The sequence below is a fragment of the Streptomyces sp. YIM S03343 genome, from assembly GCF_054729195.1.
The window spans coordinates 5842627-5869569 of record NZ_JBPUKX010000001.1 but is presented as its reverse complement, the minus strand read 5'-3'; the positions used below and the strand labels follow the sequence as shown (position 1 = coordinate 5869569).

22 protein-coding genes and 3 tRNA genes are annotated in these 26943 nt (G+C 71.8%); 12 read left to right on the top strand and 13 right to left on the bottom strand.

Annotation, left to right across the window (positions count from 1 at the left end; translation table 11 throughout):
- Nucleotides 1-386: 386 nt before the first annotated feature.
- The 4 genes from ACSYGN_RS25650 to ACSYGN_RS25635 are packed head-to-tail and all read left to right on the top strand — an operon-like array spanning nt 387 to nt 5377.
- Complete coding sequence (locus ACSYGN_RS25650; protein WP_460399502.1) at nt 387-1331, top strand: phosphatase PAP2 family protein; 945 nt, start codon at nt 387-389, stop codon at nt 1329-1331.
- Nucleotides 1294-2424, top strand: coding sequence for a hypothetical protein (locus tag ACSYGN_RS25645; protein WP_460399500.1), 1131 nt, complete (start codon nt 1294-1296; stop codon nt 2422-2424). Before ACSYGN_RS25650 ends, ACSYGN_RS25645 begins: the two co-directional genes overlap by 38 nt.
- Complete coding sequence (locus tag ACSYGN_RS25640; protein ID WP_460399498.1) at nt 2415-4022, top strand: hypothetical protein; 1608 nt, start codon at nt 2415-2417, stop codon at nt 4020-4022. The genes ACSYGN_RS25645 and ACSYGN_RS25640 overlap by 10 nt, the downstream gene beginning before the upstream one ends.
- On the top strand, nt 4019-5377 hold the full coding sequence (locus ACSYGN_RS25635; RefSeq protein ID WP_460399496.1) for an AAA domain-containing protein: 1359 nt from the start codon (nt 4019-4021) through the stop codon (nt 5375-5377). Before ACSYGN_RS25640 ends, ACSYGN_RS25635 begins: the two co-directional genes overlap by 4 nt.
- 21 nt (nt 5378-5398) lie before the next feature.
- Here ACSYGN_RS25635 and ACSYGN_RS25630 read toward each other — a convergent pair whose 3' ends face one another.
- From ACSYGN_RS25630 to ACSYGN_RS25620, 3 genes are all read right to left on the bottom strand, one after another.
- Nucleotides 5399-6199: a DUF5753 domain-containing protein gene (locus ACSYGN_RS25630; protein ID WP_460399494.1), complete on the bottom strand. Its 801-nt coding sequence runs from the start codon at nt 6197-6199 to the stop codon at nt 5399-5401.
- Nucleotides 6200-6711: 512 nt separating this feature from the next.
- A complete protein-coding gene (locus ACSYGN_RS25625) occupies nt 6712-7167 on the bottom strand; it encodes an NUDIX hydrolase (RefSeq protein ID WP_460399492.1) in 456 nt (151 codons plus the stop codon).
- A gap of 144 nt (nt 7168-7311) precedes the next feature.
- On the bottom strand, nt 7312-9069 hold the full coding sequence (locus ACSYGN_RS25620; protein ID WP_460399489.1) for a recombinase family protein: 1758 nt from the start codon (nt 9067-9069) through the stop codon (nt 7312-7314).
- Between the two features lie 517 nt (nt 9070-9586).
- Between ACSYGN_RS25620 and ACSYGN_RS25615 the strand changes: the two genes are divergently transcribed.
- The 3 genes from ACSYGN_RS25615 to ACSYGN_RS25605 all read left to right on the top strand — a co-directional run bounded on the left by ACSYGN_RS25615 (nt 9587) and on the right by ACSYGN_RS25605 (nt 10778).
- Nucleotides 9587-9955 (top strand): hypothetical protein, encoded by a 369-nt coding sequence (locus ACSYGN_RS25615; RefSeq protein ID WP_460399487.1) that lies wholly within the window; start codon nt 9587-9589, stop codon nt 9953-9955.
- A gap of 138 nt (nt 9956-10093) precedes the next feature.
- On the top strand, nt 10094-10714 hold the full coding sequence (locus tag ACSYGN_RS25610) for a bifunctional DNA primase/polymerase (protein WP_460399485.1): 621 nt from the start codon (nt 10094-10096) through the stop codon (nt 10712-10714).
- Nucleotides 10705-10778 (top strand) — tRNA-Lys (locus tag ACSYGN_RS25605). Before ACSYGN_RS25610 ends, ACSYGN_RS25605 begins: the two co-directional genes overlap by 10 nt.
- A gap of 185 nt (nt 10779-10963) precedes the next feature.
- Here the strand turns inward: ACSYGN_RS25605 and ACSYGN_RS25600 are convergent.
- On the bottom strand, nt 10964-12217 hold the full coding sequence (locus ACSYGN_RS25600) for a M6 family metalloprotease domain-containing protein (protein WP_460399483.1): 1254 nt from the start codon (nt 12215-12217) through the stop codon (nt 10964-10966).
- 483 nt (nt 12218-12700) lie between these two features.
- Here ACSYGN_RS25600 and ACSYGN_RS25595 point away from each other — a divergent pair, with 483 nt between their 5' ends.
- Nucleotides 12701-14746, top strand: coding sequence for a putative bifunctional diguanylate cyclase/phosphodiesterase (locus ACSYGN_RS25595; RefSeq protein WP_460399481.1), 2046 nt, complete (start codon nt 12701-12703; stop codon nt 14744-14746).
- Here ACSYGN_RS25595 and ACSYGN_RS25590 read toward each other — a convergent pair.
- Complete coding sequence (locus ACSYGN_RS25590; RefSeq protein WP_460399479.1) at nt 14725-15822, bottom strand: LLM class flavin-dependent oxidoreductase; 1098 nt, start codon at nt 15820-15822, stop codon at nt 14725-14727. The genes ACSYGN_RS25595 and ACSYGN_RS25590 overlap by 22 nt on opposite strands.
- A 75-nt stretch (nt 15823-15897) precedes the next feature.
- Nucleotides 15898-16734 carry an aspartate racemase/maleate isomerase family protein gene (locus ACSYGN_RS25585; RefSeq protein ID WP_460399477.1) on the bottom strand — a complete coding sequence of 279 codons (837 nt, stop codon included), beginning with the start codon at nt 16732-16734 and terminating at the stop codon, nt 15898-15900.
- 425 nt (nt 16735-17159) lie between these two features.
- On the opposite strand from ACSYGN_RS25585, the gene ACSYGN_RS25580 reads away from it, so the two are divergent.
- Both ACSYGN_RS25580 and ACSYGN_RS25575 read left to right on the top strand, forming a co-directional pair.
- Nucleotides 17160-17918 (top strand): IclR family transcriptional regulator, encoded by a 759-nt coding sequence (locus ACSYGN_RS25580; RefSeq protein ID WP_460399475.1) that lies wholly within the window; start codon nt 17160-17162, stop codon nt 17916-17918.
- Between the two features lie 115 nt (nt 17919-18033).
- Nucleotides 18034-18107 (top strand) — tRNA-Lys (locus ACSYGN_RS25575).
- On the opposite strand, the gene ACSYGN_RS25570 is transcribed toward ACSYGN_RS25575, so the two are convergent.
- The 5 genes from ACSYGN_RS25570 to ACSYGN_RS25550 form a co-directional block, all read right to left on the bottom strand.
- Nucleotides 18073-19872 (bottom strand): AMP-binding protein, encoded by a 1800-nt coding sequence (locus ACSYGN_RS25570; protein WP_460399473.1) that lies wholly within the window; start codon nt 19870-19872, stop codon nt 18073-18075. The genes ACSYGN_RS25575 and ACSYGN_RS25570 overlap by 35 nt on opposite strands.
- A gap of 64 nt (nt 19873-19936) precedes the next feature.
- Complete coding sequence (locus tag ACSYGN_RS25565; protein WP_460399471.1) at nt 19937-20404, bottom strand: DUF3592 domain-containing protein; 468 nt, start codon at nt 20402-20404, stop codon at nt 19937-19939.
- A 96-nt stretch (nt 20405-20500) separates the two neighbouring features.
- Nucleotides 20501-21106, bottom strand: coding sequence for a lytic polysaccharide monooxygenase auxiliary activity family 9 protein (locus ACSYGN_RS25560; RefSeq protein ID WP_460399469.1), 606 nt, complete (start codon nt 21104-21106; stop codon nt 20501-20503).
- 195 nt (nt 21107-21301) lie between these two features.
- The gene (locus tag ACSYGN_RS25555; protein WP_460399467.1) at nt 21302-22498 is read right to left on the bottom strand and encodes an SPFH domain-containing protein; all 1197 of its coding nucleotides are present in this window, start codon (nt 22496-22498) and stop codon (nt 21302-21304) included.
- A gap of 76 nt (nt 22499-22574) precedes the next feature.
- Nucleotides 22575-23984, bottom strand: coding sequence for a peptidoglycan-binding protein (locus ACSYGN_RS25550; RefSeq protein ID WP_460399466.1), 1410 nt, complete (start codon nt 23982-23984; stop codon nt 22575-22577).
- A 338-nt stretch (nt 23985-24322) separates the two neighbouring features.
- On the opposite strand from ACSYGN_RS25550, the gene ACSYGN_RS25545 reads away from it, so the two are divergent.
- Together ACSYGN_RS25545 and ACSYGN_RS25540 are read left to right on the top strand one after the other, a co-directional pair.
- Nucleotides 24323-24396, top strand: a tRNA-Lys gene (locus ACSYGN_RS25545).
- Nucleotides 24397-24505: 109 nt separating this feature from the next.
- Nucleotides 24506-25195: a FadR/GntR family transcriptional regulator gene (locus ACSYGN_RS25540; RefSeq protein WP_460399464.1), complete on the top strand. Its 690-nt coding sequence runs from the start codon at nt 24506-24508 to the stop codon at nt 25193-25195.
- Between the two features lie 38 nt (nt 25196-25233).
- Here the strand turns inward: ACSYGN_RS25540 and ACSYGN_RS25535 are convergent, their stop codons facing one another.
- Nucleotides 25234-26031 (bottom strand): class F sortase, encoded by a 798-nt coding sequence (locus ACSYGN_RS25535; RefSeq protein ID WP_460399462.1) that lies wholly within the window; start codon nt 26029-26031, stop codon nt 25234-25236.
- Nucleotides 26032-26035: 4 nt separating this feature from the next.
- Nucleotides 26036-26794, bottom strand: a complete 759-nt coding sequence (locus tag ACSYGN_RS25530) for a hypothetical protein (RefSeq protein WP_460399460.1) — start codon at nt 26792-26794, stop codon at nt 26036-26038.
- Between the last annotated feature and the right edge of the window lie 149 nt (nt 26795-26943).

Here is a 26943-nt window from a genome sequence, read left to right as displayed (position 1 = left end):
GGGGCGGAGGGGGCTGGGGGGAGGGGATAAATCGGAAGCGGTGCACCTCCATTCTCGCCCACCCTGGAGAGGGGCAATTCCGCTCACACCGGCGGGGCAACCCCATGGCCGGTCCCGGCGTCTCCAGTGCCGGAGCACGGCACAGGCTCGTGCGCCGACCGCATAGGGTGACACGACCGGCCGTAGGGGCAGGACGAACACGTAAGAGCCCCGAACAAAATGGGCGCCCGGCTCGCGACGCCTGGCACGCACGCTCGCCGCGTTGCCGGAAGGCCCTGGTAGCTCCGCTACGAGGACCTTCCGGCGCCTTGCGATCGCACGCACCAGACGCCGCGAGCTGATCGGACTCCCATTTTGTTCGGGGCTCCAAGGGGGAGGAAGACGGGATGCCGCAGACCGAGACACCGGGCACCGAGGTGGCCCAGCGGACCCGGCTGCGTTGGTGGACCGAGCTTCCGCTGATACTCCTGGTGTACGCCTCCTACTCGGCGGGCCGTCTGCTCGCGCGGGGCGACGTCACCAGCGCCGTCGACCACGGCCTGGCGATCCTGCGCATCGAGAAGGCCCTGCACCTCAATGCCGAGCACCCCCTCAACCGCCTGTTCACGCGCGAGGCGTGGCTCGGCGTCCCGGCGGACTTCTGGTACGCGTCGCTGCACTACCTGATAACCCCCGTGGTCCTGGTCTGGCTGTTCAGGTACCGGACGACGGCCTACCGCGCGGCCCGCACCTGGTTGATGACGTCCACGTTCATGGGCCTGATCGGCTTCAGCCTGCTGCCGACCTGCCCGCCCCGGCTGCTCGACGCGGGCTACGGATTCGTCGACACGATGGCGCAGTACAGCTCGTACGGCTGGTGGGGCGGCCAGGCCAGCGCCCCGCGCGGCCTCGGCGGTATGACGAACCAGTACGCGGCCATGCCGAGCCTGCATGTGGGCTGGGCGCTGTGGTGCGGCGTCATGTTGTGGCGCCACGGCGGCACACGCCTCATGAAGGCGGCGGGTGTGGTGTATCCGCTGCTCACCGCGATCGTGGTGATGGGCACCGCCAACCACTACCTCCTCGACGCGGTAGCGGGCGTGGCCGTGATGGGCGCCGGATTCCTGCTGGCGCCGTCCGTGATGCGGGCCGCGGACGCGGTGCGCGGACACCTCGTCGCACGGTTCAAACCCGCCTCGTCCGGCGCAGGTTCCCCGATTGTCAGTGACGGATGCCAGACTTCCACGGGTGAACGCATTCCACGGCAGCGCGACTCCAGGACCGGTCCCCCGGCCGAGCCCGGAACCGCACCCCATGACGCGGGGGACGAGGCTCCGGCAGCAGCTCGCTGAGCTGCGCGGCCCCGAGGTACCGGCCAGGGCGCTGGACGCGCGTGCCCTCGCGGCGCTCGCCGCGAACCCGGGCTGCCGGCGGCGCGCCCTCCTGGACGGCGCCGGGGTGGACAAGGGCAGACTCGCCCACGCGCTGGGCTCACCGGCCGCCTTCGGGCAGTCCCAGTTCGCCATCACGCGCGGCAATGCGTTCGAGGCCAAGGTCAAGGCGGACGGCGGCACCGAACTGCTGCGCTTGGTGCACCAGCGGCTGGACCCGGCCGCCGAGCCGCCGGGGCGGTCGTACGTACCCGATCTGACCGCCGCGGGCCCCGAGGGCCGTACGAAGCGGACGGCGCTGGCGCTGCGCGAGGCCGTGGAGACCGGCGACTGGACCCTGCTCGACCACCCGATGCTCGCCCTGGACGTGGCGGGCTCCCCGGCCTTCCTGGAGCCGGACGCGGTGGTGGTGCACCCGGACGGCAGCTGGACGGTCGTCGAGATCAAGTCGTTCCCGATGCTGGACGGCTCCGCCGACCCGGCGAAGGTCGGCGCGGCCGCCCGGCAGGCGGCGGTGTACGTGCTGGCGCTGGAGCAGGTCGCCGCGCACATGGACCCGGCCCCCCGGGTCCGCCCGCGGGTGCTGCTGGTGTGCCCCAAGGACTTCTCCAACCTGCCCACCGCGTCCGCCGTCGATGTGCGCAAGCAGCGCGCGGTCACCGCCCGCCAGCTCGCCCGCCTCACGCGCGTGCAGGACATCGCCGACGCCCTGCCCGAGGGCACCTGCTTCTCCCCCGACCTGCCCGCCGACCGGCTGGACGCCGCGGTCGAATCGGTCCCGGCGGCGTACGCGCCCGACTGCCTGGCCGCCTGCGAGCTGGCCTTCCACTGCCGCACCCGCTCCCGCGCGGCCGGAGCGGTCACCGCCCTGGGGCGGTCGGTGCGCGCCGAACTCGGCGGCCTGACGACGGTCGACGACGTCCTGGCCGCCGCGCACGGCACGGCGGGCGACCCGGACGACCCGGCGGTCGCGGCCCTGCGCCGCGCGGCCGCCCTGCGCGCCGAGGCGCTGGCGTACGCCCCGAGCGGCGGCGAGGTGGCCGCGTGTCGCTGATCGCCGCCCTGGGCCGCATGGAAGCCGTCCGCACCGGCCGTGCGCATGCCGGCGCGACCGTCCGGCACCGGCACCTGTCCTTGCGGCCCCTGGTGTTCGTGCCGCTCACCACCGCGGGCGAGGCCGGTGCCCCGCTGGGCGCCCTCGTCGGCACCGACCGGGACGCGCCGCGGCTGCTCGTCGTACCGCAGCCGCGCGACCGCGACCAGCGGTTCGCGTTCCTCGCCGAACTCGCCGACATCGTCCTGCCGTACATCGACGACTTCGCCACGTCCGTGGAGGCGGCCGAGCGCACCGAGGCCGACCCGGAGACCGGCAAGCGGGTCAAGGTCGAGGTCGAGCTGTGCTCCGACGCCCCGCAGCTGATCGTGCCGAGCCGCTCGGGCGCCGATCTCGTACGGCTGCTGGGCCGCTCCATGCGTTTCCGCCGCACCGCCGAACAGGACCCCGAGACGCCGTACCCGGCACCGCCCCGGGTGCCGCTGCTCGGGCGCTGGCTGACCCACTTCGGCGAGCGGGCCCGGGTGCCGGGCTCGTCGCTGCTGCTCGCCCTCACGGACGTGCTGGGCCGGCACTGGACCACCGGGCAGTCCAGCCTGGAGGACCAGCATCTGGGCGCCCTGCTCGCCTGGATCGACCCGCCCGAGGGCAGCACCGGCGCGGCGGCCGCCCTGCGCGCGGAGCTCGAACGGGACACCGACGGCCAGCTGACCTGCCCGCCCGCGGGCCCGGCCACCGACCCGGCGTTCGACAACAAGCTCCTCGCCCCGGCGATCGAGCGCTACGACCGTGCCCGCACCGCCCTCGCCGCCGCCGAGGACGGCCTGGCCGCCGACCACCGCCTCGCCGCACTCACCGCCGCCGAGCGCGACATCCGCGATCTCGTCGAGAGCCGCACCCTGCCCACCTGGCGGGCGGTGTGGCACGGCGTGGACCTGCTGCACGCGCTGCCTGAGGGCGCGCATGTCGCCGACCGGTGGACCCGGGACCGCTGGTCGTTCACCGCGCACCGCGACCGCGTGCTGGCGGGCGAGCCCCCGCAGCCGCGCCGCGACGACGCGGTCACCGCGGCCAACAAGCTGGCCGCACGCGAGCGCGAACAGGCCCGGCTGGACGCCCAGGAGGCGCTGGACGACCCGCTGGTGATGGCGGGGCGGCGGCTGGCCGGGGAGGCGTTCGCGGGCGAGGTCATCGACGCCGTCATGGCATACAGCGAGGGCAAGCGCCCCAGCCCGCGCCCGCTGGTCACCGTCCGCACCGACGACCGGCCGCATCTCGGGGAGCGGGTGAAGGTGTACCGCTCGCTGGGCGGCAAGCCGCAGTCGGCGGAGTTCGTCGGCCAGGCGGGCGAGGGCGGGGGCGAGGGGCTGGTCGTGCTGCGGATCCTCGACAAGATGGGCCGCGGCAAGGAGCCCGAGGCCGGGTCCGTCCCGGAGAAGGGCGACCGGGTCTGCTTCACCCTCTTCGAGCACGAGCAGCGCGGCGGCGCCAAGCTGCCCGACCCGGAGAACACCCCGTGGACGCATGGCGGGCCGCCCGGTGAGGCGGCGGCGGTGGCGGAGGCGGCCGATCCGCTGACCGAGGAGGATGTGCTGTGACGACGACGGCCGAGGCTGATGCCGCTGCCGCTCTCGACCCCGGTGCCGCGGCGGCTCGGGCGACGGCCGGGATCCTCCGCGACACCCTGCACGGCTCGGCTCGCGGGGTGGTCGTCGATTCCCCGCCCGGCGCCGGCAAGTCCACCCTCGTGGTGCACACCGCGCTCGAACTGGCCGGTGCGGGCCGCCCGCTGATGGTGGTCGCGCAGACCAACGCGCAGGTCGACGACCTGGTCGTACGCCTCGCCGAGAAGGAACCCGACCTGCCCGTCGGCCGTCTGCACAGCAGCGACGCCGACCCGTACGACAAGGCGCTGGACGAGCTGCCGCAGGTCCGGACGTCGCCGAAGGCGGCCGACCTCGCCGGGCTCCCGGTGGTGGTGTCCACCGCCGCGAAGTGGGCGCATGCCACGGTGGACGAGCCGTGGCGGCACGCGATCGTCGACGAGGCGTACCAGATGCGGTCCGATGCGCTGCTGGCCGTGGCGGGGCTGTTCGAGCGGGCGCTGTTCGTGGGCGACCCGGGCCAGCTCGACCCGTTCTCGATCGTGGGCGGCGAGCAGTGGGCGGGCCTGTCCTACGACCCCTCGGCGTCCGCCGTGTCGACGCTGCTGGCGCACAACCCCAGCCTGCCGCAGCACCGGCTGCCGGTGTCCTGGCGTCTGCCTGCATCGGCGGCGCCGCTGGTCTCCGACGCGTTCTACCCGTACACCCCGTTCCGCAGCGGCACCGCCGAAGGTGACCGGCGGCTCGCCTTCTCCGCCGCCTCGGACGGCTCCGGTCCTGACCGGGTGATCGACGAGGCCGCCGCGTCGGGGTGGGGGCTGCTGGAACTCCCCGCCCGCCACACCCCTCGCACCGACCCGGAGGCGGTACGGGCGGTGGCGGTGGTGGTACGGCGCCTGCTGGACCGGCGGGGTTCTACGACGTCGGAGCGGGGTCCGCTGGCCGCTCCTCTGACGGCGGACCGTATCGCCGTGGGTACGGCGCACCGGGATCAGGCGGCGGCGATCCGGGCTGCGCTGGCTGAGCTGGGCGTCACTTCGGTCACCGTCGACACGGCCAACCGGCTTCAGGGGCGGGAGTACGACGTGACGGTCGTGCTCCATCCGCTGTCCGGGCGGCCCGATGCGACGGCGTTCCACTTGGAGACCGGGCGCCTGTGTGTCCTGACCTCGCGGCACCGGCACGCGTGCATCGTCGTCTGCCGGGCGGGCGTTCCGGAACTCCTGGACGACCATCCTTCGGCGGAGCCCGTGCCGCTTGGGGTGACGGTGAAGTTCCCTGACGGCTGGGATGCAATGTTTACCACATACCTTCACCTCCTGGAGCACCGTGTGTCCTGGGGTCCCTGAGCTGCGATAACGCGCAGGCAGTCAGTCCAGGGACGCCAACGCGCCCGCTATGAGAGCACGTGCAGCCGCTCCCCTCACGGCTTCCTGTGACAGCCGTTCAAAGGCTCGGCTGTACAGCTCCGCCTGGCTGGGCTGCATGAGGGTGGCGGCAGCGTCCAGGGTGTCCGCGTGCACCCTGGCGTCGTCGAAGATCGTGAAGGTGGGTATGGGCCACACGGCTCGTTGAGCTGAGAACGGAATGAGCCCTACAGCAACGTTCTGGAGATCCATAACCCCGAGCAGGTGACCAAGCTGTGCCGCCATCGTCTCGGCGCTGCACAGCCGGTACCGCAACACCGACTCCTCCAGTACGAACGAGAACCGGCGTACGCCGTTGCTCAGCACCTCGTTACGCCTCATACGGGCCGCCACGGCATCGCTCACGTCGTCCGGAGTCCCCCGGAAGTGTGCGATGGAGGACAGCAGGGCAGCGGCGTATCCAGGTGTCTGGAGGAATCCGGGGATCACGTCGGAGACGTAGACCCTGAATATCTTTGTTTGTTGGTACAGATCCCCAGTGGACTCCTGCAAACGGCGGAGACCGCTTCGCTGGAGTCGCCTCCACTGCACATGAGCATCTGCGGACTGTCTATTGGCAGCGATCAAGTCGGGGGCCTGGTCATCGGCGGCGCAGGCTCGGCACCACGCTTTGATATCCGCGTCGGAGGGAGGGGTCTTGGCGTTCTCGATACGGGAAGACTTCGACTCCGACCAACCGCACTTGACGGCGGCCCTCCATGACCTCGGCCTCGATCTGCGGACGCCTGGCCAGCACGTAGTCACAGACCGTGGAGTAGGACACCAGGTCGAAGCCATGCTCCTGGGCGAGACGCTGATGGATCCGGCGGGCTGTGTGCTTCTGCTTGCGCGGCGCACTCGCGTCCTCCCGCAGCATCTCGTCGATCCACGGCTTCGCCGGATCGAGGACCGCGGCCCGGGGCACCGGTTTCTTCCGCGGCGGCGGAACCGCAGACAGCAGGGCCTGCCTCACCGTCCGGCGGTGGACCCCGTACTTCTCTGCCAGAGCCCGCTGCGACAGCTCCGGATCAAGACGCTTGTCCCTCCGGATCACAGCAAACAGCGCCGCCCGCGACAAACCCATCCCGGCCTCCCGGCACGACCGTGATCAAGCACCACGGCCTCCGACATGACCGTGATCGACGCACAAACCCTGCCGTCGCCGGGCGGACGGACCAGTGCATTCACTCCAAAGAGGGCACGTCGCGGACCTGTCGGCCGATCCACCGGCGAACAGCGCCGCCTGCCGGGCAGCCGGTTCGGATGTTGATCGCGCCTCAGTGCTGGATCAGGCCGCCGACCGGGACGGCAGCGACGTGGCCGGTCGCCGGAAACGTCTGAGCCAGGGCGAGGCCGACATCGACCAGCGATGACCGGCGCAGGCTGGCGACCTCGGAGACCGGAGTCCAGACCGACTCGACGGTTTCGCCGTTCGGCTCAGGCCGGAGCTGGCCGCCAGTGATACGGACCTGGTAGAAGACACCGACATTCTGGTGCTCGATTCCCGCACGCGCGACGGCTGCGGGGATCACCCTGGAGTCCACGCCCAGCAGGCGCTCGACCACCGCTGAGCAGCCGGTCTCCTCAGCAACCTCCCGGACCACCGTGTCAAACGGATCCTCCGCGTGCTCGACCCTGCCGCCCGGAAGAGTCCAGTTGTCCGACGCGTGATGGGCGAGCAGTACCCGCCCGCCCTCGATGCACACGGCGTACGCCGCCAACCGGAAACTCATTCCCCTCGCACCTCCCACCGGACCCTATCCCGCCATCCAAGATCGATGCGGCGTCATAAGCGCAGAGTGGAGCCAGATCAACTTCTTACGCCTGGGACCACTTCAGTTCCGTGTGGTGGAGCCCAAAGAAGTGCTTACAGACACCTACGGCTCGGGGTCGAAGCCATCCCTGTACTTCTCGTGCTTCAGTTCCTCCAGGTCAGTCAGTTCGCCGATCAGCTCATCGAGCATGGTGCAGAAAGCCGCGTAGGCGCCCTGCTCGTACTCTTCGTCGTCGCTCGACGCCCAGTTGCCCTGCAGAGCACCACTCGCCCGCTCTTGCAGGTCCTTCGGGGTGATGAGGCCGATGGAGAGCCCCATCTTGGGGCTACCTACGAGGAAGATCCGGAAACCGGCTTTGCGGAGGAACGGGCCACGCTCCTTCCATTCGGCCATCTGCCCCCACTTCGCGCGGTAGGTCTGGCCCGTGCTCGTCTCCTCCCAGCGGCCCGGGACGAAGGGTTCTTCCTGAAGCGTCGCCAGGTTCGTGGCGTGACGCTCCAGCGTCGTCGTGAGCGCCGTGACGGCGGCTGCCGAGGAGGCTTGGGCGATGGCCTGGGAAAGGTTCTCCATCGCCGCCTCCAGCTCCTTGATCTGAGCCCTGTTGTCCTTGCCGGGGACGTACGAGCGCTCAGTGATGTACTGGTCTCCCAGCTTGGAGAGGAATGACTCCTCTACAGCCCGATAGATCTCTTCCTGTGGCCACGACGTGGAGAACCGGCACGCCTCACCGTTGGACCAAGAGGCACAGCGGAAATACCGGTGCTTCTTGGTCTCGCCTGTCCGCAGGGTCACAAGGGAGCTGTTCTCGTACATTTTCATGCCGCACGGGCAGTACAGGACTCCCGTCATGGGGGACGCGTTCGACTTGATCCCCGCCCTGTACTTGCCCAGGTCAGCGACAGCGATCTGTAGCTTGTCGAACTCCTCGTCCGTCAAGATCGGATCAGCCCAACGGACGGGCAGCCCGTCTCTGAGCAGCGGCTCACGCTTGTGCATGGCCACGCCCTTGAGCGTGGGCTTCTTCAGCATCTTGCCTAGAGTGGACGTGCTCCACTTGGTCCCCTTGATGTGCGTCTTGACGCCCACCTTCTTCTCTTCGGCGTTGATGCTCCGCTGGTAGTCCTGGGAGGTCAGGACACCGCGCGGGCAGTCGCACTGCGGCGTCTCGCTCCACTGGTCGACGCAATCCGCGACATGCCGGGGGCGAGCGTTCCACTCAGTGCAGAGCTGGCCCATGGACCATCCCTGCTCCGCGATACGTTCGTACGCTTCCCGGATGAGGGGGCCGGTCACCGGGTCGATCACGAGCCTGAACCGCTGCTTGCCGTTGTGGTCCATGACGATCGGCCGATAGCCGAAGGGCCACGTGCCGCCGCCCCACAGGTTTGCGTCCCGGTAGTACTGCGTCTGGTTCCGACGCTTCTTCACGATGGCTTCGCGGTACTCCTGGGCCTGGGTCGCCTTGATGTAGGCGATCATCCGGCCTGTGGGCGTGTGGATGTCCAGGCTCGGGTCATCGATGCAGACGATCTCCTTACCGCCCTTGTGGCAGCGCTCCGCGAACCTGTCCCAGTGGTGCTGATCCCGGGTGATCCGGTCCAGCGACGTGACCATGATCGCGTCCCACTCGCGCCAGAGCGGGTCCCTCATCCACCAGCCCAGCTTCGGCCGGTCGTCCAGGTTAACCGCGCCGGAGACACAGGCATCCTCGACTTCTCCAGCCACGGTGAACCGAGCCTCAACAGTGGCCCGGTCCAGCTCCTCCCCCTGGCGCAGTAGGGCGGAGCTGTCCTCGGTGTCACGGCTGATACGCCGCACCTTGAGGACTCGCATACCGGGCAAGAGACGTGTGCTGGACATAGCCTCACCTTCCGTTACAGGTGCCCCCGGGGCAGATTTGGTGATCCTATCTTCCCAGAGCTGGGAGGCGAATCACTCCGTGCTGGCTCGGCTGGGGGAACACCGGGTGGTGTGGCGGGGGTGAGGTTCGACTCCGTCGGGGGTCGTGAGCGCTTCCGGCTGCGCCGTCTGGTGCGGGTGGGTGGGGGTTGATCGCGCAGTTCCCCGCGCCCCTGAGGTGAGTGGGGGCTGGCCGCGTACTTCGGCTGCGCCGTCCCGTGTGGGTGAGTGGGGGCTTGGCAGGTCGGGTGAAGTCGGATGCGGTTCGGGAGCGCCCTGAAGGGGCGCGGGACCTTATCGACATGCGGCTCCGCCGCGTGGGCGCGACCAGCCACAACGGTGCCGCAGACGACAGCGGACAGACCGCACATCGCGGCACTCACAGCGGAGCGCCCCCTTGCGGGGCGCGGGACAATGGACGGTGGCCGTCGTTCAGGCGGTGCTGATGGATCGATGAACCGTACGAGGAGGACACGACATGGCGGAGCCCACGCCGCGTCGCAAGGAACCGCGGCTACGCCCCGCGCCCCTGCTCTTCGAGCCGACAGCCGCGGCCGAAGACCCCGAGCACTTCTTCGACCTCGAGTCGATCGAGGATCCCCGCGCGCTGCTGAGCCGTGCCACCGAGCTGACGCAGGCCTTCCGCGCGGCAACCGACCGTGCCATGGAGTTCCAGGCCATGGCCGCCGCCCAGCTCGCCGACCCGCGCCGCTTCGACCGGCTGACGCCCGCCGACATCGCCGAGCGGGCCGAGTGGACCGAGGACTACGCGAAGAAGATGGTCGAGTACGGACGGGACCTCATGCGCGGTGCCACGGAGGGGGCGGAGACCGCCGACCCCGTGTGAAGCCCGCATGGCCGGGCAATGGCCGGCCATGGTCGGCAATGGCATATGCCGGGCGGAAGATACCCTCCCGCTCCCCCTCCTGTCCCGTTTTTCGGCGAGGGCCGGGAACCGGGTACCCACCGGGGGTAGACATCCGGCATGACCAGCACGAGCCGCACGAGCCGCACGAGCCGCACCCCCGACGTCCCCTTCCGTCTGCCGGACCGCGAGTCCGGTGTCACCTGCGACGGGGCTGTCTGGCTCGCGTCGGCGGGAACCTACCCGCGCAGCACCCTCGCCCTCTGGCGGGAGCGGCCCGACGCCCCCGTGGTGCTGCCGTGCGGCACCGTCTTCGACGTGGTGAGCGCCCCCGCCGTCTTCGGGCGCCGGATGCTCGACCGGCTGTGGGGCGAGGGGCCCGGCTCCGGCCCCGTCGCCGCCTTCCGCGGCCGTGCGCTGATCTTCGCCGCCCCGGGTTCGGCCCAGCGGCTGCCGTCCCTGCTGTCCTGGGAGGAGTGGGGCCGCACCGGCGCCGTACCGCCCCTGCTCTGCCTCGGCACCGGGGACGCCGTCACCCTGCCCGCGCCGCTTCTCGACACCCTCTCCACCAGCGGCGATGCCCGCTGGCTCGTCGGCGCCGAGACCCTTCAGCCCTGGCTGCCGGGGCCGGAGGTGCTCCTGTGGGCCGCCGTCCGCGCCGCCCGCTCCGATCCCCGGATATCGATTTTTCCTCCCCCCGACCAGGGTGCTAATGTCTACGACGTCAGCAGGCGCCGCTAGCTCAGTTGGTTAGAGCAGCTGACTCTTAATCAGCGGGTCCGGGGTTCGAGTCCCTGGCGGCGCACGATGACGATGGCGAGCCATGTTCGCGGAGAGCGCGAACCGGGTTCGCCATCTCTGTTTTTGCGCGGCTTCGCCGCGCGTTGTGGGGGCTTCGCCACCCACACCCCCCTTCAGGTCAGCGCCGTGAACGTGTCTTGAGGGGTTCTGGACTCCCCTCACCCAAGCCTCCCTCGCCCCGGCGCACTCTCAGTCCCCCGTGATCGTCACCGGCCACTCCCCCCACGCCGTCCGCGCCCCCACCGCCACCTGCACCCCGTCGCCCGGCACCGTGAACGTCTCACCGGAGGCCACCGGTGCGTCGGCGAGGGGCGGGTAGACCGAGGTCTCCCAGCATGCCTCGGTGCGCGGGTGGGCGTCGATCACCTGGACCGGGCCGCCGCCGGACGCCTTCCCGCCGCGCACCCGGTACACCAGCACGCCCTGCCGGCAGGTCGCCTCGTCGTTGCCCGTCGCCTCCCGCGCTTCGAGGGCGAGGGCGCTGTCCACGCCGGTGCGGACCACCGCCAGCTTCACCCCGTGGCCGGGGACGGCGTACCGGCCGACCAGGACGGCCGGGGTGACGGGGGTGGGGGCCGAGAGGGGTTCGAGGGTGAGGCGGACCGGGCGGGTGCCGCGGATGACACAGGCCACCTGGCGCGGCTCCAGCCAGCCCAGCTTCCACTTGTGCCAGCCGAACAGGTCCGGGGACAGTCCGAACTGGCTGCCCATCAGGTCCCAGTCGCCGACGTACGTGTCCCAGTCCCCCTTGCCGTCCACCGGCCGGTGGTAGAGGTCGGGCAGGTCGAAGACATGGCCCGTCTCGTGGGCCAGGACCAGGGGGTCGGGCGGATGCCTCTCGAAGACCGTGACGACCCGCCGGATGTCCGTGCCGTCCGCCCGCAGCGGAGTGTCCAGGTTGACGACCTTCGTCGCGTCGGAGTCGACGCCGGGCGCGTCCGGGTCGGCGACGAAGTACACGATGTCGTAGCGGGAGAAGTCGACCTCAGGGTCGGACACGGCGAGCGCGTCGTGGAGGTAGGCGGCGCGGTCGGTGGCGTCCCAGTCGCGCTGTATGGCGTACGACTGGGACGACCGTGGCATCCGCAGCCAGTGCCCGAGCGGATGCGGGCGCACGGTGGATCTGCCGTAGGAGGCGCGTTCGAAGAAGCGGCTGGTGGCCGGGAAGTGGTCGGCGGTCAGTTGGGCGGGGGTGGCGCGCGGGACGGAGTCCGGGAACGAGAGGAAGACCAGCACGGCGTCCAGCGGCCGGTCCGGGCGTACGTAGGCGGTGTTCCAGGTGTCCAGGCCCTCCGAGTGGTGGGCGTCGGTGCGGCGCAGGGCGCACGGCGAGAGGGCGAGGGGTTCGGCGGCCGAGGGACCGGTGATCAGGGAGGTGGCGACCAGTGCCGACATCGTGGTGCCCACGGCGACGAGTCCCTTGAGGGGGAGCTGACGCGGCACGGGCACCTCCGGATGCGGTTCGCGGGACTCCGCATCCAGCCTTTGTGACGTTCGACCCCTATGCCCTGTTTGTCTGCACCGGAAGGGTGAGCGGGGCGCGGACGGGCGACCGCACGCGGGCTCGCACGGCGCGACACCCCGAAACACTCACGGAACGTCACAACCGATCCGACGGCTGAAGAACCCGCCCATTGGCGGGCAGAAACGATCTGGCGGCGGTACCGGTAGCCCCCGATCCTCGCCGAGTCGCTGAAAGGGCCCAGGATCAGCCTCTATGATCGGCACACTTTCCTGCACGGACCGAGAACGACTGCACTGCGGGAGCGAGCGGTGAGCGGAACGTCCGAAGGGCCTGCGCCCTCGGCAGACCCCGTCCGGCCGACCGTCACAGACAGTGACGCGGTCGCGTCTCCCGGTGCCGTGCCCTCCGGTGCCGGTGCCATGCCCTCCGGTGCCAGTGCGGTGTCCCCCGGTGCCGGTGTCATGCCCGCAGGTGCCGTATCTCCCGGTACGGGTACGGGACCGCCCGACCCGTACCGCACGGCGTTCGCCGCCGCGCCCCTCGCGATGGCCGTCCTCGACCGCGCGGGCGTGGTCACCGGCGCCAACGACACCTTCGGCACCCTCCTGGGCGCCGTGCCGGGCACGCTGACAGGGCGACCCGCCGCCGATCTGGTCGACCTGTCGTCCGACCCCCGCACCTGGCTCGCCTACCGCGAGGTGCTCGGCGGCCGGGAGAACCGGCTGCGCTGCACCCGCCGGCTGAAGCAGCCCGACGGCCGCTCCCTGTGGGCGCAGATCACCGTGGAGCCGCTGCCCGGCAGCACCGAGGCCGTCCTGCTGTCCGTCGCCGACATCAGCGCCCGCCGCGAACTCCAGGCCCGGCTGCGGCACTTGCAGATGCACGACCCGGTGACCCGGCTGCCCAACCGCACCCTGTTCTTCGAGCGCCTGACGGCCGCGCTGGAGCCGGAGTCGTACGAACTGGGCGGCACCGGCCGGATCGGGCTGTGCTATCTGGACCTCGACGGGTTCAAGGCGGTCAACGACACCCTCGGCCACCACGTCGGCGACCAACTGCTCGCCGCCGTGGCCGAACGGCTGACGCGCTGCGCCGGGGAGGCCGGGTTCGCCAGGTCCGGCGCGCCGCTGGTGGCACGGCTCGGCGGCGACGAATTCGCCCTGCTCGTCGAGGACTCGACCGGCACCGACCAGCTCGCCGACCTCGCCGAGTCCGTCCTCACCGCCCTCCAGGCGCCCTTCGACCTGTCCGGCCGCAAACTGTTCCTGACGGCGTCGATCGGCGTCGTCGAGCGCCACGCGACCGGGACCACGGCCACCGCCCTGATGCAGGCGGCCGACACCACGCTCTACTGGGCCAAGGAGGACGGCAAGTCCCGCTGGACCCTCTTCGACCCCGAGCGCAACGCCCACCGCGTGACCCGCCAGGCACTCGCCTCCACCCTCCGACCCGCCATCGAGCGCGGCGAGTTCGTGCTGGAGTACCAGCCGCTGGTCGGTATGGCGGACGACCTGCTGCACGGTGTCGAGGCGCTGATCCGCTGGAACCACCCGCAGTTCGGCACACTGGCGCCGAATCGGTTCATCGCGATCGCCGAGGAGGACGGCGCGATCGTGCCGCTCGGCCGGTGGATCCTGGCCGCCGCCTGTCACCAGGCGCGTCGCTGGCAGCTCGAACGCCCCGACGAGCCACCGATCTTCGTCAGCGTCAATGTGGCAGTCCGTCAGGTGTGGGACTCCGACCTGGTCTCGGACGTCGCCGAGGTCCTCGCTGAGACCGGCCTCGCCCCCCGGCTGCTCCAGCTCGAACTCACCGAGTCGGCGGTCATGGGCTCGGCGGGCCGCCCGCTCCAGACCCTCCGGGCGCTGTCCGAGATGGGCGTGCGCATCGCCATCGACGACTTCGGCACCGGCTACTCCAACCTGGCGTACCTCAGCCGACTGCCGGTGTCCGCGCTGAAGCTGGACGGGTCGTTCGTCCGCGGCTTCCAGTACGAGGACGACGGCGGCGAAGGCGGCGGGGCCCACAACAACGGGGGCGGGAGCGGCAGTTCGGAGACCGGCCGGGGTGCGGACACCGCCTCCGGCGCGGGTCGGCCGCCGAACCCGGCCGACGTGGTCATCGTCGAGGCGATGGTCCAGCTCGCCCACCGGCTCGGTCTGACGGTCACCGCCGAGTGCGTGGAGACCTCCTCGCAGGCCACCCGGCTACGCAGGATCGGATGCGACACCGGCCAGGGCTGGCTGTACTCCCGGCCGGTGCCGCCGGACCGCATCTCCGAGCTGCTGGCCGGCGGCCCCGTGACCGCCACCGCGCAGACGGCTGCCGTAGAGACGACTACCGCACAGACGGCTGCCGCACCGGCCGCCGCGGCGCAGGCAGCCGCCACCGTGCAGACAGCCGCCGCCACCGTGCAGACAGCCGCCGCCACACAGACGACCGCCATCGCATCAGCCGCCGACCAGGCCGCTGCTCAGGCCGCTGCTCAGGCCGTCGGCAACCCGTAAGCGTCCGCGACGAGTTCGAAGGACCGCAGCCTGAGTTCGCCCCGGTGGGCGTGCGTGGTGAGCATCAACTCGTCGGCGCCGGTGCGCTTCTGGAGCTCGTCGAGCCCGGCGCGCACCTCGTCGGCCGTGCCGTGCACGATGTTCGCCGTCCATGACGTGACGAACTCCCGCTCCATCTCGGTGAGTTCACGTTCGTACGCCTCCGCCTCCTCGGGCGCCGGGAAGAGTCCCGGGCGGCCGGTGCGCAGCCGGACCATGCTGACGCCGGTGGCCAGCACCTGGCGGCGGGCCTGCCGCTCGTCGTCGGCGGCGAACGCGGACACGCCGATCAGGGCGTACGGCTCGTCGAGGACGGCGGAGGGGCGGAAGGAGTCGCGGTAGAGGTCGAGGGCCGGGACGGTGTTCTGTGCGGAGAAGTGGTGCGCGAAGGCGAACGGCAGGCCGAGCGTCGCGGCGAGCCGGGCGCTGAAGCCGGAGGAGCCGAGCAGCCAGATCGGCGGGCGGTGCGGGGACTGGACGCCGCCGGGGGCGGTGCCCTGCACCGGGCCGGGTATGGCGTGGATGCGCCGGTAGGGGTGGCCGTCGGGGAAGTCGTCGTCCAGGAAACGGGTCAGCTCGGCGAGCTGCTGGGGGAAGGCGTCGGCGGTCTCGTCGAGGCGGTCGGCGCGGCGCAGGGCGGCGGCGGTGGCGCCGTCGGTGCCGGGGGCGCGGCCGAGGCCGAGGTCGATCCGGCCGGGGGCCATGGCCTCCAGCGTGCCGAACTGCTCGGCGATGACGAGGGGCGCGTGGTTGGGCAGCATCACGCCGCCCGAGCCGAGCCGGATGCGGTCGGTGTGGGCGGCGAGGTGGGCGAGGATCACGGCGGGCGAGGAGGAGGCGACGCCCGGCGTCGAGTGGTGCTCGGCGACCCAGTACCGGTGGTAGCCGCGTGTCTCGGCGAGCCGGGACAGCTCGACGCTGGTGCGCAGCGCGTCGGTGGCGGTCCGCCCGGCGCCTACGGTGACCAGGTCCAGCACGGAGAGGGGGACGGGGGCGGTGCCGTGTGCCTCGCCCCGGATCTCGTCGTCTGCCGTCACGGTGGGTGCCTCCTGCGGTGGGCGTCGCTCGTGTCTTCAGGTGCGGTCGAGACGGTAACAGGAGGGAGTCTCCGGTTATTCCCGGGGCGGTACCTGCACCTGCACCAGCGGTTCGCGGGTGAACAGCGCGCCGAGCAGCGGTGCGTTGAGCCTGCGGCCGGCCAGCCGGAGCGCCTCCCACACCGTGACCTGGTTGGCCGTGAGGACCGGCTTGCCGAGCGCCCGTTCCAGGGCGGGGATGTGGGCGACGGTGCCCAGTCCGGTGTCCGGCAGCAGCAGGGCCTGGGCGGAGGGGTGGTCGGCGGCACGGGCCAGGGCGAGCAGCTCGACCTCGCCCACGTCCGGCGTGCCCGCCTCACCCACGTCCGGCGTGCCCGCCTCGCCGCCCGTACCCGGTGCGCCCCCTGCGGCTGCGGCGGCATGCACGCCGGTCACCTCGGCACCTCCGGCGCGCAGGAAGTCGGCGAAGCGGGCGGCGGCAGCAGCCGGGCCGACGGTCGCCACGGCGACCCGGCGGGTGCCCAGCTCGCGCATGGCGTGCACAAAGGCGAAGCAGGTCGAGGAGGCAGGCATACCGGCCGTCCGGGCCAGGGCGGCCGTCTGGGCGTGGGCACCCTCCCAGCCGTAGCACGCACTCCCGCCGGTCGACGCCCAGACGACGGCCTCGGCACCCCCGAGCCGCAACTGCTCCGTCGCGACCGCCAGCCGCTCCGGCGCCCCCAGCAGCCGTACGGCGTCGTCGTCCGCACCCGCAGCGTCCTTGCCGTCCTTGCCGTCCTTGCCGGGCTCCGTCCCTGCGACATGGACGACATCGAGCCGGATGTCACTGCCGAGGAGCTGCTCGATGCGCGGATAGTCGTCCTCCCCCGCACGGCCGGTGCGGCCGGTGCGGAGGAATCCGAGTGCGGTCATGGCGGCCCTTCCTGCCGTGCGCCGGTGTCCTGCTGTTCTTCTGATGCCCCAGGCGGCGCGGGACGTGCCCCGGAATCACCTTCCGGCACCCGGGTTCCCGGCGCACGCGGTCGACGGGTGCGAGACGATCGCGAGTCGATCACGGACCATCGCGAGACGATCGGGAGAAGCCGGGCGTGTCCCCGTGCGCCGGGCCACCAATCCGCCGTGCTTGCCCAGGGCATCCATCTGTAATTGCAGGAACCGGTCGTGGCAACAACCGAGGTCGCCCGGCCTTCGCCTGCCGCTGGCATATGCCGCTGTGTCTGCGCCGCAGATGGGAGGGGTGCGATCTCGCCAACAGCCGCCCCTGATGCGGCTCTTGCCGGTTATCGTGGAGAAGTCCACTGTCCGGAAACGGCCCAGAGGCGACCGCAGGGGGAACCGTGGCGCTCAAGCACGAGCCGACCGCGCCGTACCACTCGGCCCAGGACGCGCTGCGCGTCCTGGAGGCGGTGGCGCGGCACTCCGCCGGTATGACCGACACCATGATCGCCCGCCGGACCGGCCTCGGCACCCAGCGTCTGACCGCGCTGCTGCGGATGCTGCGCCGGGAGGGCTACGTCGAGCAGGTCACCGGCGGCGCGTATGTCGCCGGGGCCGCGCTCACCCGGCTGGGCGCCGCCCGGGGCCGTGACCAGGCCCTGCGCGACAATCTCCAGCACACCCTGGACCGGCTGCGCGACTCGGTGGGCGCGGCCGTCTACATCAGCCGGTACGTCGACGGCGAGGTGAAGGTCACCCACTGCGCCGAGAGCCCGGCCACCCCCGCGGCGAACGAGTGGGTGGACTTCCGGTTCTCCGCCCACGCCACCGCGATGGGCAAGAGCCTGCTCGGCCAGCTCGACCACAACGCCCGCCGGGACCATCTCGCCCGGCACAAGCTGGCCCGGCTGACCTCGCGCACCATCACCAGCGACAGGCTGCTGCTCTCCCGGCTGGACTCCCAGCCGCCGACGGTGCCGGTCCTGGACCTCCAGGAGTACGCCGTGGGCACGGTGTGCGCGGCGGTGCCGATCACGGCGGGCTCCTCGGTGGGCTGCCTGGCGCTGTCCATGCCGGTCGAGCACGTCCACCGGCTGCGCCAGGCCGCGGACACCCTGAACCGCAGCGCGGCGCCGGTCCTGCTGTCGCTGGCGATCTAGGAACCCGTGCTGACCGCCGGTGGTCAGCGGTCCCGAGCGGTGGTCAGGAGCACCCCTCGGGACCAGGTAGTATTTTCTTCGTCGCCGACCGCGGAAAGCGGACGGCGGGAGTCATGCGCCGCTAGCTCAGTTGGTTAGAGCAGCTGACTCTTAATCAGCGGGTCCGGGGTTCGAGTCCCTGGCGGCGCACAGGTGAGGGGCCTCTCGTGGGAGCGAGGGGCCTCTTCACGTCGTAGCCCTCACCCATCCCGGCCAGGTCGGCCTGGTCCTCCGCGGTCAGTCTGCGGTACGCCCGCTCCCCCGCCGGCCGCCACCACACCGGGTCGGCGCAGCGGAACCCCTCCTTCCTGAGCAGCGCACGGTGGATCTTGTTGGTCGCGGTGACCGGCATCCGCGGCACGACCCGTACGAAGCGGGGTGCCATCTTGGTGCCCAGGTCGGGCTGGGCCAGCAGGAAGGCGGCGAAGTCCGCCGCGTCGAAACCACCCCCGGAACCACCCCCGGAACCGCTGCCAGACCCGCCCCCGGGACCACCCCCGGAACCGCTGCCAGACCCGCTCCCGGATCCGTCCTCGGAGTCCCGGCCGAAGTCACCCGCCAAGGTCGCCATCACCTGGTCGCCGGTCACCGGGTCCGGCACCGCGTACACGGCGACGGCGGCGGCCCCGGGGTAGCGGGCGAGGATCGCCTCGATCATCGCGGCGGCCAGATTCTCCCCGTCGACCCGTATCCGGTCGTCGGTACGCCCCGCGAAGTACAGATAGCCGTCCCGGTCCCGGAAGAACAGATCCCCGGTCCAGTACCAGCCGCCCCGCCGCCGCTCGGCCTCCGCCACCGGATTCCGCCAGTACCCCTCGAAGGGGTTCGGCGCCCGGTTCACCAGCTCCCCGATGGCTTCCTCCCCGTTCAGCAACCGCCCCCCGGAGTCGAAGACGGCCGCCGGACACTCCCGGCCCGACTTCTGATCGAGTACGACGAGACCGGGCGCCCCCTTCCCCACCGCCCCGTCCGGCGTCCCCGGCGACCACTGGATCGCCGCCCCGCCCTCCGACGACCCGTACCCCTCCACCAGCCGCACCCCGAACCGGTCCTCGAACGCCGCCGCGTCCACGGCCCCGGCCTCCGTCCCGAACCCGAGCCGCAACGGATGGTCCCGGTCGTCGGACCGCGGCTCGGTAGCGAGGATGTACTGCACCGCACGCCCGACGTAAGTGAAGTAGGTAGCCCGGTACCGCCGTACGTCGCCCAGGAACCCGGAGGCCGAGAACCGCCGCCGTAACGCCACCCCGGCGCCCGCCATCAGCGCGGGCGCCCAGTCGGCGATCACGGCGTTGCCGTGGAACATCGGCATGCAGATGTAGTGCACGTCGTCGGGCCCGACCCCGAACTGCTCGACGAGCGACCGCCCGGCCGCCGCCAGCCGTCCCTGCGAACAGAGCGCGGCTTTCGGGGCACCCGTGGAACCGGAGGTGAAGTAAAGGAGGATCCGATCGGCGGGGGTGGCCCGGGAGGGGTCCGGGACGGCGCCGAGGTAGGGGGCGAGGAGAGCCGCGTACTCGGGTTCGTCGGTGACGAGGAGGCGGACACCGGGGAGTTCGAGCCCGGCGAGGAGGGGCAGTTGAGCCCGCTCGGTGACGAGGACGGGGCACTCGGTGTGCAGGATGTCCCGGGCGAGTTCGGGGCCGCGACGGGTCGGATTGACCCCGGCCACGGCGGCTCCGGCAAGGGCGGCGGCCCCCAACCAGAGCGGGAATTCAGGTGTGTTGTCGAGGAGAACGCCGATGTGGGACACGGCACGGGGAGGCAGCAGATCCGCGAGCAGCGCGGCCCGGGCAGCCGCCCCTCCGGCCACTTCGTGATGGGTGAGCACCTGCTCCCCGCACCACAACCCCGCCCGGTGGTCACCCCACCGGGCAGCCACGGCTTCAGCGATCGTGCCCCCATGGAAGGCCATGGAGAAGCAGATTAATTGACACTCCGTCAGATCGACACCCCTCAGGAGCGCAGGGCACTCACGGTCAGAAGTCGTCCCACGCCGAGAAGATGGAATGCGCCGACACCATGAAGCTCAGAGCCGCCAAGATGAACACCACGAAGAACGCCACCGTGCACCCCGTCCCCACAGCCAACCGCCCCTGCGCAGGCGGCTCCACCGTCGCCGCCGAGGGGTTCTCCGGCAGGTAGTACACCGTCACGAAGTCCCCCTCGAGGACAGTCGACGGCCCGCCTGTCTCGTCGATGCGGACAGCCTGCCCCTCGGCCGTGACGAACTCGTACACATGGTGGAGCGTGGTCGACACCGACATCTCCCCATGGCCGCCGCTGGTCGTCGTGTACGACCGCAGACAGCGCCCCTCGGCCGTACGCCCGTGCCGCCACGCCCGGCTGATCTCGCTCGACCGTCTCAGTGTCCTGACCAGCCCGAGGACCCCGAAGGCGACCATGATGCCGGGAATGAGATAGAAGAACGCTTCCCCCGCGTCCATAAAGCCCATGGGGATCCCCCGCTTCCGAACACCGGTCCGGATGACCGGTGTCCGGGAATGTACCCCTCCGGACTGTGGAGGGTCCTCAAGGAAACCTCAGAAGGTGACGTCCGAGCAGGCGTAGAACGCGTTCCCCGTGTCGGCGATCGTCCACACCGCGAGGATGACGTGGTGGCCGCTCAGCCCGGTCGGCAGGGTGCCGCTGTGGCTGAGCGTGGCCGGCGGGCGCTGGCCGTTGTAGGGGACGGTGAGGAACGGGGTGGTGTTGAGGTCCGAGCGGGACAGGGCGTGGTTCTGGTTCCAGCCCTGCTTGGTGACGTAGTACCTGAAGTCGGTCGTGGCGTGCATCGCGGTGAACTGCCAGCGGAACGTGTAGGTCTGACCGCCGGTCAGTCCGGTGGTCGGCCACGCGGTGCCCGCCGGGGTGCGCGGCGAGCTGAGCTGGCTGAACCGGCTCACACCGCCGTTGCAGATCGTGCCGTCGGCCGGCCCCGCGCTCGGGAAGCCCTTGGGCCCCTCGACGCTCTGCGGCTCCCACTGGATGTCACCGCAGTTGGGCACGGTGCCGTTGGCGCAGAGCTTCTGCCTGCTGATGGGGAGGTCGGTGTAGCCGTGGCTGCTGGCGCTGCCGGTGGAGAGGACGAACACTCCGGCGGTGGTGAGGCCCAGCACCGCCGCGTACAGCTTGGTCTTGGTGCGCATACTGCCGCTCCTGGAGAACGTGGGGGTGTTCACTGAGCTGTGCGGTTCTTGCGCTTCTTGCCGGGGCCTCGCCGGTCTCGCGGGACCCGCGGAGACCCACGGGACCGGCCAGGCTTTCAGGTCTAGACCAAGCCTCAGATTATGGGCGCACCTTGAACATGTCCATACCAATCCACATGTCCGTACCGGTCCCCATCACGGTGTGGACTCGGTACGCCCCGCGCAGAACGCCACCGTGAGGTCCCGCACCAGCGACTTGCGTTCGTAGTCGTCGAGTTCGACCAGGCCGCGCATGGTCAGCCGGGTCACCGTGTCCTCCACCGAGTCGACGACCGAGCCCAGCATGTCCGCCCGCTGCCGCGCGTCCAGCGCCGCGATCCGGCGCCGGTTCATGGCGGCGGCGACCTCGGGGGCGTACTCGACCCGGACCGGGCGCACCGAGAACACCTCCAGTCCGACCGGCGCCGCGTCCGCCGCCACCAGCCGGGTCAGCGCGTCGCACGCCGTCTCCGCCGCGCCCTGCGCCCCGCCGCTCTGCGCGCCGCCGCCCGGCGGCTCCACGGGGATCCGGGCCAGGGCCGCCTCCACGCACTCGCGCAGATAGGTCTCGTGGTCCTCGACCCCGAGCACCGCCCGCGCGGTGTCCCGCACCCGCCACACAACGAGCACCACCGCCCGCAGCGCCACCCCGTTGCCGTCGGCCCCCGCCATCGGCTCGCTGCGCCAGTGCCGCAGCCGTACGTCCACCCGCCGGCGCAGCAGCAGCGGGTTGACCCACAGCAGACCGGTGCGCCGCACCGTGCCCCGGTAGCGGCCGAAGAGGCCGAGCACCCAGGCCCGCCCGGTCCGCCCCCTGGCCAGGCCGCCGAAGCCGAACAGACCGAGCGCCCCGGCCCCGGCGTACGCCGCCCACTGCGCGGGACCGAGCCCCGCGCCCGCGTACGCCGGCAGGCTCAGCGCCTCCAGCGCGAGCGGCGGGAGCACCCCCGCCCACCAGGACGCGGCCACGCACCCGGCGACCCCGCCCGCCCCGGCGAGCACCCCGGCCGCGCCGGGCAGGACCCGCGCCGGAGTCTCGGCGAGACCGGGTTCGACCTGCGGCACCGGACGCGGCTTGGCGGGCCCCGGGCGCCGTAGCCTCGGCTGCTCGCCGGTGCCCTGCCGGCGCCCGACCACGGTGGGCCGCAGCGGGAGCGGCGCCGGGGCGGGATCGTCGCGGAACAGCAGATGGACGGGGATCTCGGTGGTCGCCTCGGTGTGGATCAGCCGGGGGACCCCGGGAGCCGCCGGGCCGGTGCTCCCCGGGTCCCCCTGGCCCTCCATGCCCTCCGTGCCCCCCGGCCCGTCCGGACCGGGTGCGGACCCGGGGGTGTGTGAAGTGGTCGTACTCATGCGTGCCTCCAGCCTCCGCGCCAGATGCGTCACCAATCGGACAGTGCTTGGGGCGCCTCTGAGCCGCCCCCGTCGGTCATGAGAACAGCCGTCGCCAGGTCTCCGGCCCCGGGTAGCCGTCCGCCGCGCTGCCCCGCCAGCCCTGGGCCTGCTGGAACACGGCCACATTGCGGCGGTCCGCCTCGGTCCAGTTCCTGCCGGGGCCAGAGGTGTAATAGCGGCCGTACCCCTTCAGCATCAGCTGCCTGCCCAGCTGGTAGACGTGGGTATTGGCCGCGCCGGGCCGGAACATCTCCCGCCCGGGGAAGGCAGGCACGCCAGTCGGCCCGAACGCCGCGAACGCGCCGGACGCGCCGGACGCCCCGGACGCCCCGGACGCCCCGGACGCCCCCGGCGAGGAGGACGGCGGTGCTCCGGCCTTGCCGGTCACGATGCCCTTGCCCTGGCCGGTGACCAGCAGATCCCAGGTGCGCGGCCCGGGAAGCCCGTCGGCGGCGGTGCCGGTCCATCCCTGGGCCTGCTGGAAGGCGTGGGTGGCGCGCATATCGGCGTCGGTCCAGCGGGGGCCCGGACCGGTCGTGTAGTAGGAGGCGGCGCCGCGTGCGACGAGCATCCGGCCGAGCCGGGTGACGTAGTCGTTGTCCGCGCCGGGACCGAAGGAGGCGGCGCCCGGGTAGGCGGTGGCCTCGCTGCCCGCATCCTTGTCCGTGCCGGAGGCCTGGGCGCCTGCCGTCTCGGCCTTGATCCCCTTGTAGCGGTAGGGGACATAGTCGTCGGCGTGGCTGGTGTACGGGTAGGGGGTTTCCTTGCTGCGGGCGTGCGGCGGGGTCTGCTCGTAGGCGAGGTAGTAGGTGCGGCTGGAGTCGGTCCAGCCGCCGAACAGGGTGACGTGCGAGCCCGTCTCGGGGTCGGCGAGATTGTGGAAGAGCAGCATGTCGCCGGGCTGGAGCTCGTCCTTGGTGATGCGGTCGCCGTACGCGCCGAGACTGCCGGTCCACTCGTTGCCGGGCAGGTTCCAGGCCATCGAGACGAAGCCGGAGCAGTCCTGGCGGTATCCGTCCGTCCAGTAGTCCTCCATGCTGTACGGGACCTGCGCGGTGACCCAGGTCTGGGCCCGCTTGATGATGTCGGTACGGGTGGTCTCCGGCACGGTGGTCGCGGCCGGGGGCAGCGCCGAGACACCGCCGGGACCGTGCAGCGGGGCCCGGTTGCCCTGCGGGGTGGCGGGCTCGTCGGCGGTGATGGGGGTGCCGGGGTCGGACGGGGCGTGGGGAGCGGCGAGGGCGGGTGCCGCCTGGCTCGCACCGAGGGCGGCGGTGGCCGCGGCGGCGACGATCAGGCTCCGCTGGGCGGCGACGGGAGCGGCCGTACGGAAGCGGGTGGGGGAAGGGGGCAGGGTCGGGGGCAGGGTCCGTCTCCACTGGACGCACCCGGGGCAGTCGCAGTCGCTCGTGGGATCGAATTCCTCGAAGGCCGGACGGTCCATGCGTTGCCCCTCACGCTTCCGGATGGAGATGCTGAATTTGAATTGTCCACATTCATGCACATTCGACAGTGTCCAACCGGTCCACCGGAACCGCATGCTGACGGTCCGAATGATGTACGGCGGCGGTGCGGCTCACCGTGCGGCGGCCGGTTCGGCCCACCGCGCTGCGGCCACCGGCCGCACCGGCCGCACCGGTGCGGCGACCGGTTCGGCTCACCGTGCGTCGCCGCGGACGCCCGCGTACGGCGCCTGCCGTCATCCCTCAGCCACCGGCCGCCGGTCGCCGGTCGCGGGTCGGAAGCACCCCCGTACGTCATGTAGAGTTTCCACGTCAGCAGGCGCCGCTAGCTCAGTTGGTTAGAGCAGCTGACTCTTAATCAGCGGGTCCGGGGTTCGAGTCCCTGGCGGCGCACGACGACGATGGCGAGGCTGGTTCGCGGTGACGCGGATGGCCTCGCCATCGCTGTGTTCCCCCGCCCTCACCATGTCCGCTCCCCTCTTTGGCCGGATACCCTCTGGCCATGGCGGCGCGAGACCTGCAGGAGCGGATCAAGAAGCTCATCATCGACCGCAGGCTGCCCTCCGGGGCCCCGCTGCCGACCGAGCCCGAGCTGATGGAGTTCCTCGGCGCCAGCCGCAACTCCGTGCGGGAGGCCCTCAAGGCGCTCCAGGCGATGGGCATCGTGGAGATCCGGCACGGCTTCGGCACCTATGTCGGGCCGCTGTCGTTCGCCCCGCTGATCGAGGGGCTCGCCTTCCGTACGGTCGCCGGGCATCACCGGGGCGAGGACTCCCTGCTGCAACTGCTGGAGCTGCGCGAGGCGATGGAGGCGGGCCTGGTCTCCCGGCTGGCCGGGCGGATACCCGCGGCGGATCTGGCCGAACTGGACGCGCTGGTCGACCGTATGGAGGAGGAGACCGTACGCGGCACCGGCCTCGCCGAGACCGACCGCGCGTTTCACGCCACCCTCTACCGAGGCCTGGACAACGCGCTGCTCGGCGAGGTCCTGGAGGCGTTCTGGGACGCGTTCCACCAGGTCCAGCGGGACCTCACACCCGTGCCACACGATCCGAAGGCCACCTGCCGGCAGCACCGGGAGATCGTCGAGGCGGTCCGCTCCGGGGACGCGGCGCGGGCGGAGGCGGCCATAAGGGACCACTTCGACGACATCCGCACCCGGCTGTCCGTGACCGGGGCGCGCAACCACTGAGGTACGCAGATGCCCTACCTGTGGTTTAGGCGTACGGGTCAGCCGCTGGTGCCCGTGAGGTAGGCGGACACGACCACGTTGGCCGAGTAACTGCGGCTCGCGCGGTCGAAGACGCCGCCGCAGGTGATCAGCCGCAGCTCGGCCCGCCCCGGCTGCCGGGCGCCGTAGGCCTGGCGGGCGTCGAAGCGATCGCGGGCGAGGACTCGTACGTCGTCGACGGTGAACTCGGCGACCTTGCCGTCGTCCCGGACCACCCGGACCCGCTGGCCGGGGCGCATCGTGCTGAGCCGGTAGAACACGGCGGGCCGGGTCTCGGTGTCGACGTGCCCGACCAGCACCGCGGGCCCGACGGCCCCGGGTCCCGTCCCGGCGGCGTACCAGCCGACGACTCCGGCCTGGTCGAACGGCGGCGGCTGGACGGCACCCTGCGCGTCGAGGCCGCGGGCGACGACGGGAGCCTGGACTCCGAGGGCGGGGATGTCGATGCGCTGGGGTACGGCGCTCTTCAGGGGCGGTGCGGCGGGCGGAAACCGGAGCTCCGGGGCCCCTGTGGTACTCGGGGCCCCTGTGGCATTCGGGGCGCTGGTGGCGTCCGGGGCACCGGGGACCGCGGGGGCGTACGGGAGTCGTCCGACGGTGGCGATGTCTCCGGTCGCGGTGGTCGCGGTGGTCGCGGTGCCCGTGGCGTGTTCCGGCACGTCGGTGAGCTGGAGCCCCCAGAGCCACAGCCCGCACAGCAGCACGGTCCAGGTGAGGACGGTCAGGAGACGGCCGGTGCCGCTCCCGGTGCGGGCGCCGGTGCGGAAGGCGGGCGGTTCGCGGTCGTCGTCGGGCACGGGTTCAGTCCGAGTCGCGGCGCCGCCGGGACCCGCGCAGCGCCACGGCCACGGCCGCGGCAGAGGCCAGCACCAGGCCGGTCGCGGACTGCGCGGCGTCAGGTCCGGAGGCGCGGGAGCCGTCGGTGTCGTCCACGGCGGCTACAGCGTCCACGGCTACGAGGCCTGCGGTGCCGCCACCGCCGGCGGGGACGGGGGCCACGGGGGAGGCGGGGGTGAGGGGAGCGGCGGGGGTGGCGGGGGCGGGCTCGGTGGACGCCGTAGCCGGAGACGACACGGTGGGCGCCGTAGACGTCGTAGCCGGAGCAGAAGCCTTGGACGCCGCAGACGCCGCAGACGCCGCAGACGCCGTAGATGCCGTAGATGCCGAGGACACCGAAGCCTGAAAAGCCGCAGGCGCGGCCACCGTCAGCGTCCCCTTGATCCGGACGACCCCGCAGACGACCTGCACCGTGTACTTCCCCGGCCGGGCGGAGGAGCGCACCCGGCTCTCCCCCACCAGCGTGCCGTCCGCCCCGGCCAGCCGGGCGTCGGTGACGAAGGCGTCGGACGTGGCCGTGGCCGTGCGCTCGGCGCAGCCGCTGACCGCGAGGACGATGTCGGAACCGGGGGCGGGTGAGACCGGGGTGACGAAGACACCCGGAGCCTCGGCGGCGGGGGCCGCGACGGCCGCTTCCGGGGTCAGGGTCACGGCGGCAGCGGTGAGCGAGGCGAATCCGGCCCCGCAGAGTGCGCTACGGAACGTGAAGCGAGGTGAACTCATCGTGAACCTCCAGACACTGTGAGCCTCCCTCACCGCCCTGGCGCCCGCATCCGCAGCGCAGCAGGGCTGCTCCGTACGGGTCGTTTTTCCGGCGCACCGGTTTCCGATCACCCCGCGCGGCTCCGGATACCCTTGGACCAGCCCATAGA

What these genes read in the sequence shown, in the direction of transcription:
- ACSYGN_RS25650 (WP_460399502.1), top strand. Translation starts at nt 387, where the DNA reads ATGCCGCAGACCGAGACACCGGGCACCGAGGTGGCCCAGCGGACCCGG.
- ACSYGN_RS25645 (WP_460399500.1), top strand. Translation starts at nt 1,294, where the DNA reads ATGACGCGGGGGACGAGGCTCCGGCAGCAGCTCGCTGAGCTGCGCGGC.
- ACSYGN_RS25625 (WP_460399492.1), bottom strand. Translation starts at nt 7,167, where the DNA reads ATGAGTTTCCGGTTGGCGGCGTACGCCGTGTGCATCGAGGGCGGGCGG.
- ACSYGN_RS25620 (WP_460399489.1), bottom strand. Translation starts at nt 9,069, where the DNA reads ATGTCCAGCACACGTCTCTTGCCCGGTATGCGAGTCCTCAAGGTGCGG.
- ACSYGN_RS25615 (WP_460399487.1), top strand. Translation starts at nt 9,587, where the DNA reads ATGGCGGAGCCCACGCCGCGTCGCAAGGAACCGCGGCTACGCCCCGCG.
- ACSYGN_RS25610 (WP_460399485.1), top strand. Translation starts at nt 10,094, where the DNA reads ATGACCAGCACGAGCCGCACGAGCCGCACGAGCCGCACCCCCGACGTC.
- ACSYGN_RS25595 (WP_460399481.1), top strand. Translation starts at nt 12,701, where the DNA reads ATGCCCGCAGGTGCCGTATCTCCCGGTACGGGTACGGGACCGCCCGAC.
- ACSYGN_RS25585 (WP_460399477.1), bottom strand. Translation starts at nt 16,734, where the DNA reads ATGACCGCACTCGGATTCCTCCGCACCGGCCGCACCGGCCGTGCGGGG.
- ACSYGN_RS25570 (WP_460399473.1), bottom strand. Translation starts at nt 19,872, where the DNA reads ATGGCCTTCCATGGGGGCACGATCGCTGAAGCCGTGGCTGCCCGGTGG.
- ACSYGN_RS25565 (WP_460399471.1), bottom strand. Translation starts at nt 20,404, where the DNA reads ATGGACGCGGGGGAAGCGTTCTTCTATCTCATTCCCGGCATCATGGTC.
- ACSYGN_RS25560 (WP_460399469.1), bottom strand. Translation starts at nt 21,106, where the DNA reads ATGCGCACCAAGACCAAGCTGTACGCGGCGGTGCTGGGCCTCACCACC.
- ACSYGN_RS25555 (WP_460399467.1), bottom strand. Translation starts at nt 22,498, where the DNA reads ATGAGTACGACCACTTCACACACCCCCGGGTCCGCACCCGGTCCGGAC.
- ACSYGN_RS25550 (WP_460399466.1), bottom strand. Translation starts at nt 23,984, where the DNA reads ATGGACCGTCCGGCCTTCGAGGAATTCGATCCCACGAGCGACTGCGAC.
- ACSYGN_RS25540 (WP_460399464.1), top strand. Translation starts at nt 24,506, where the DNA reads ATGGCGGCGCGAGACCTGCAGGAGCGGATCAAGAAGCTCATCATCGAC.
- ACSYGN_RS25530 (WP_460399460.1), bottom strand. Translation starts at nt 26,794, where the DNA reads ATGAGTTCACCTCGCTTCACGTTCCGTAGCGCACTCTGCGGGGCCGGA.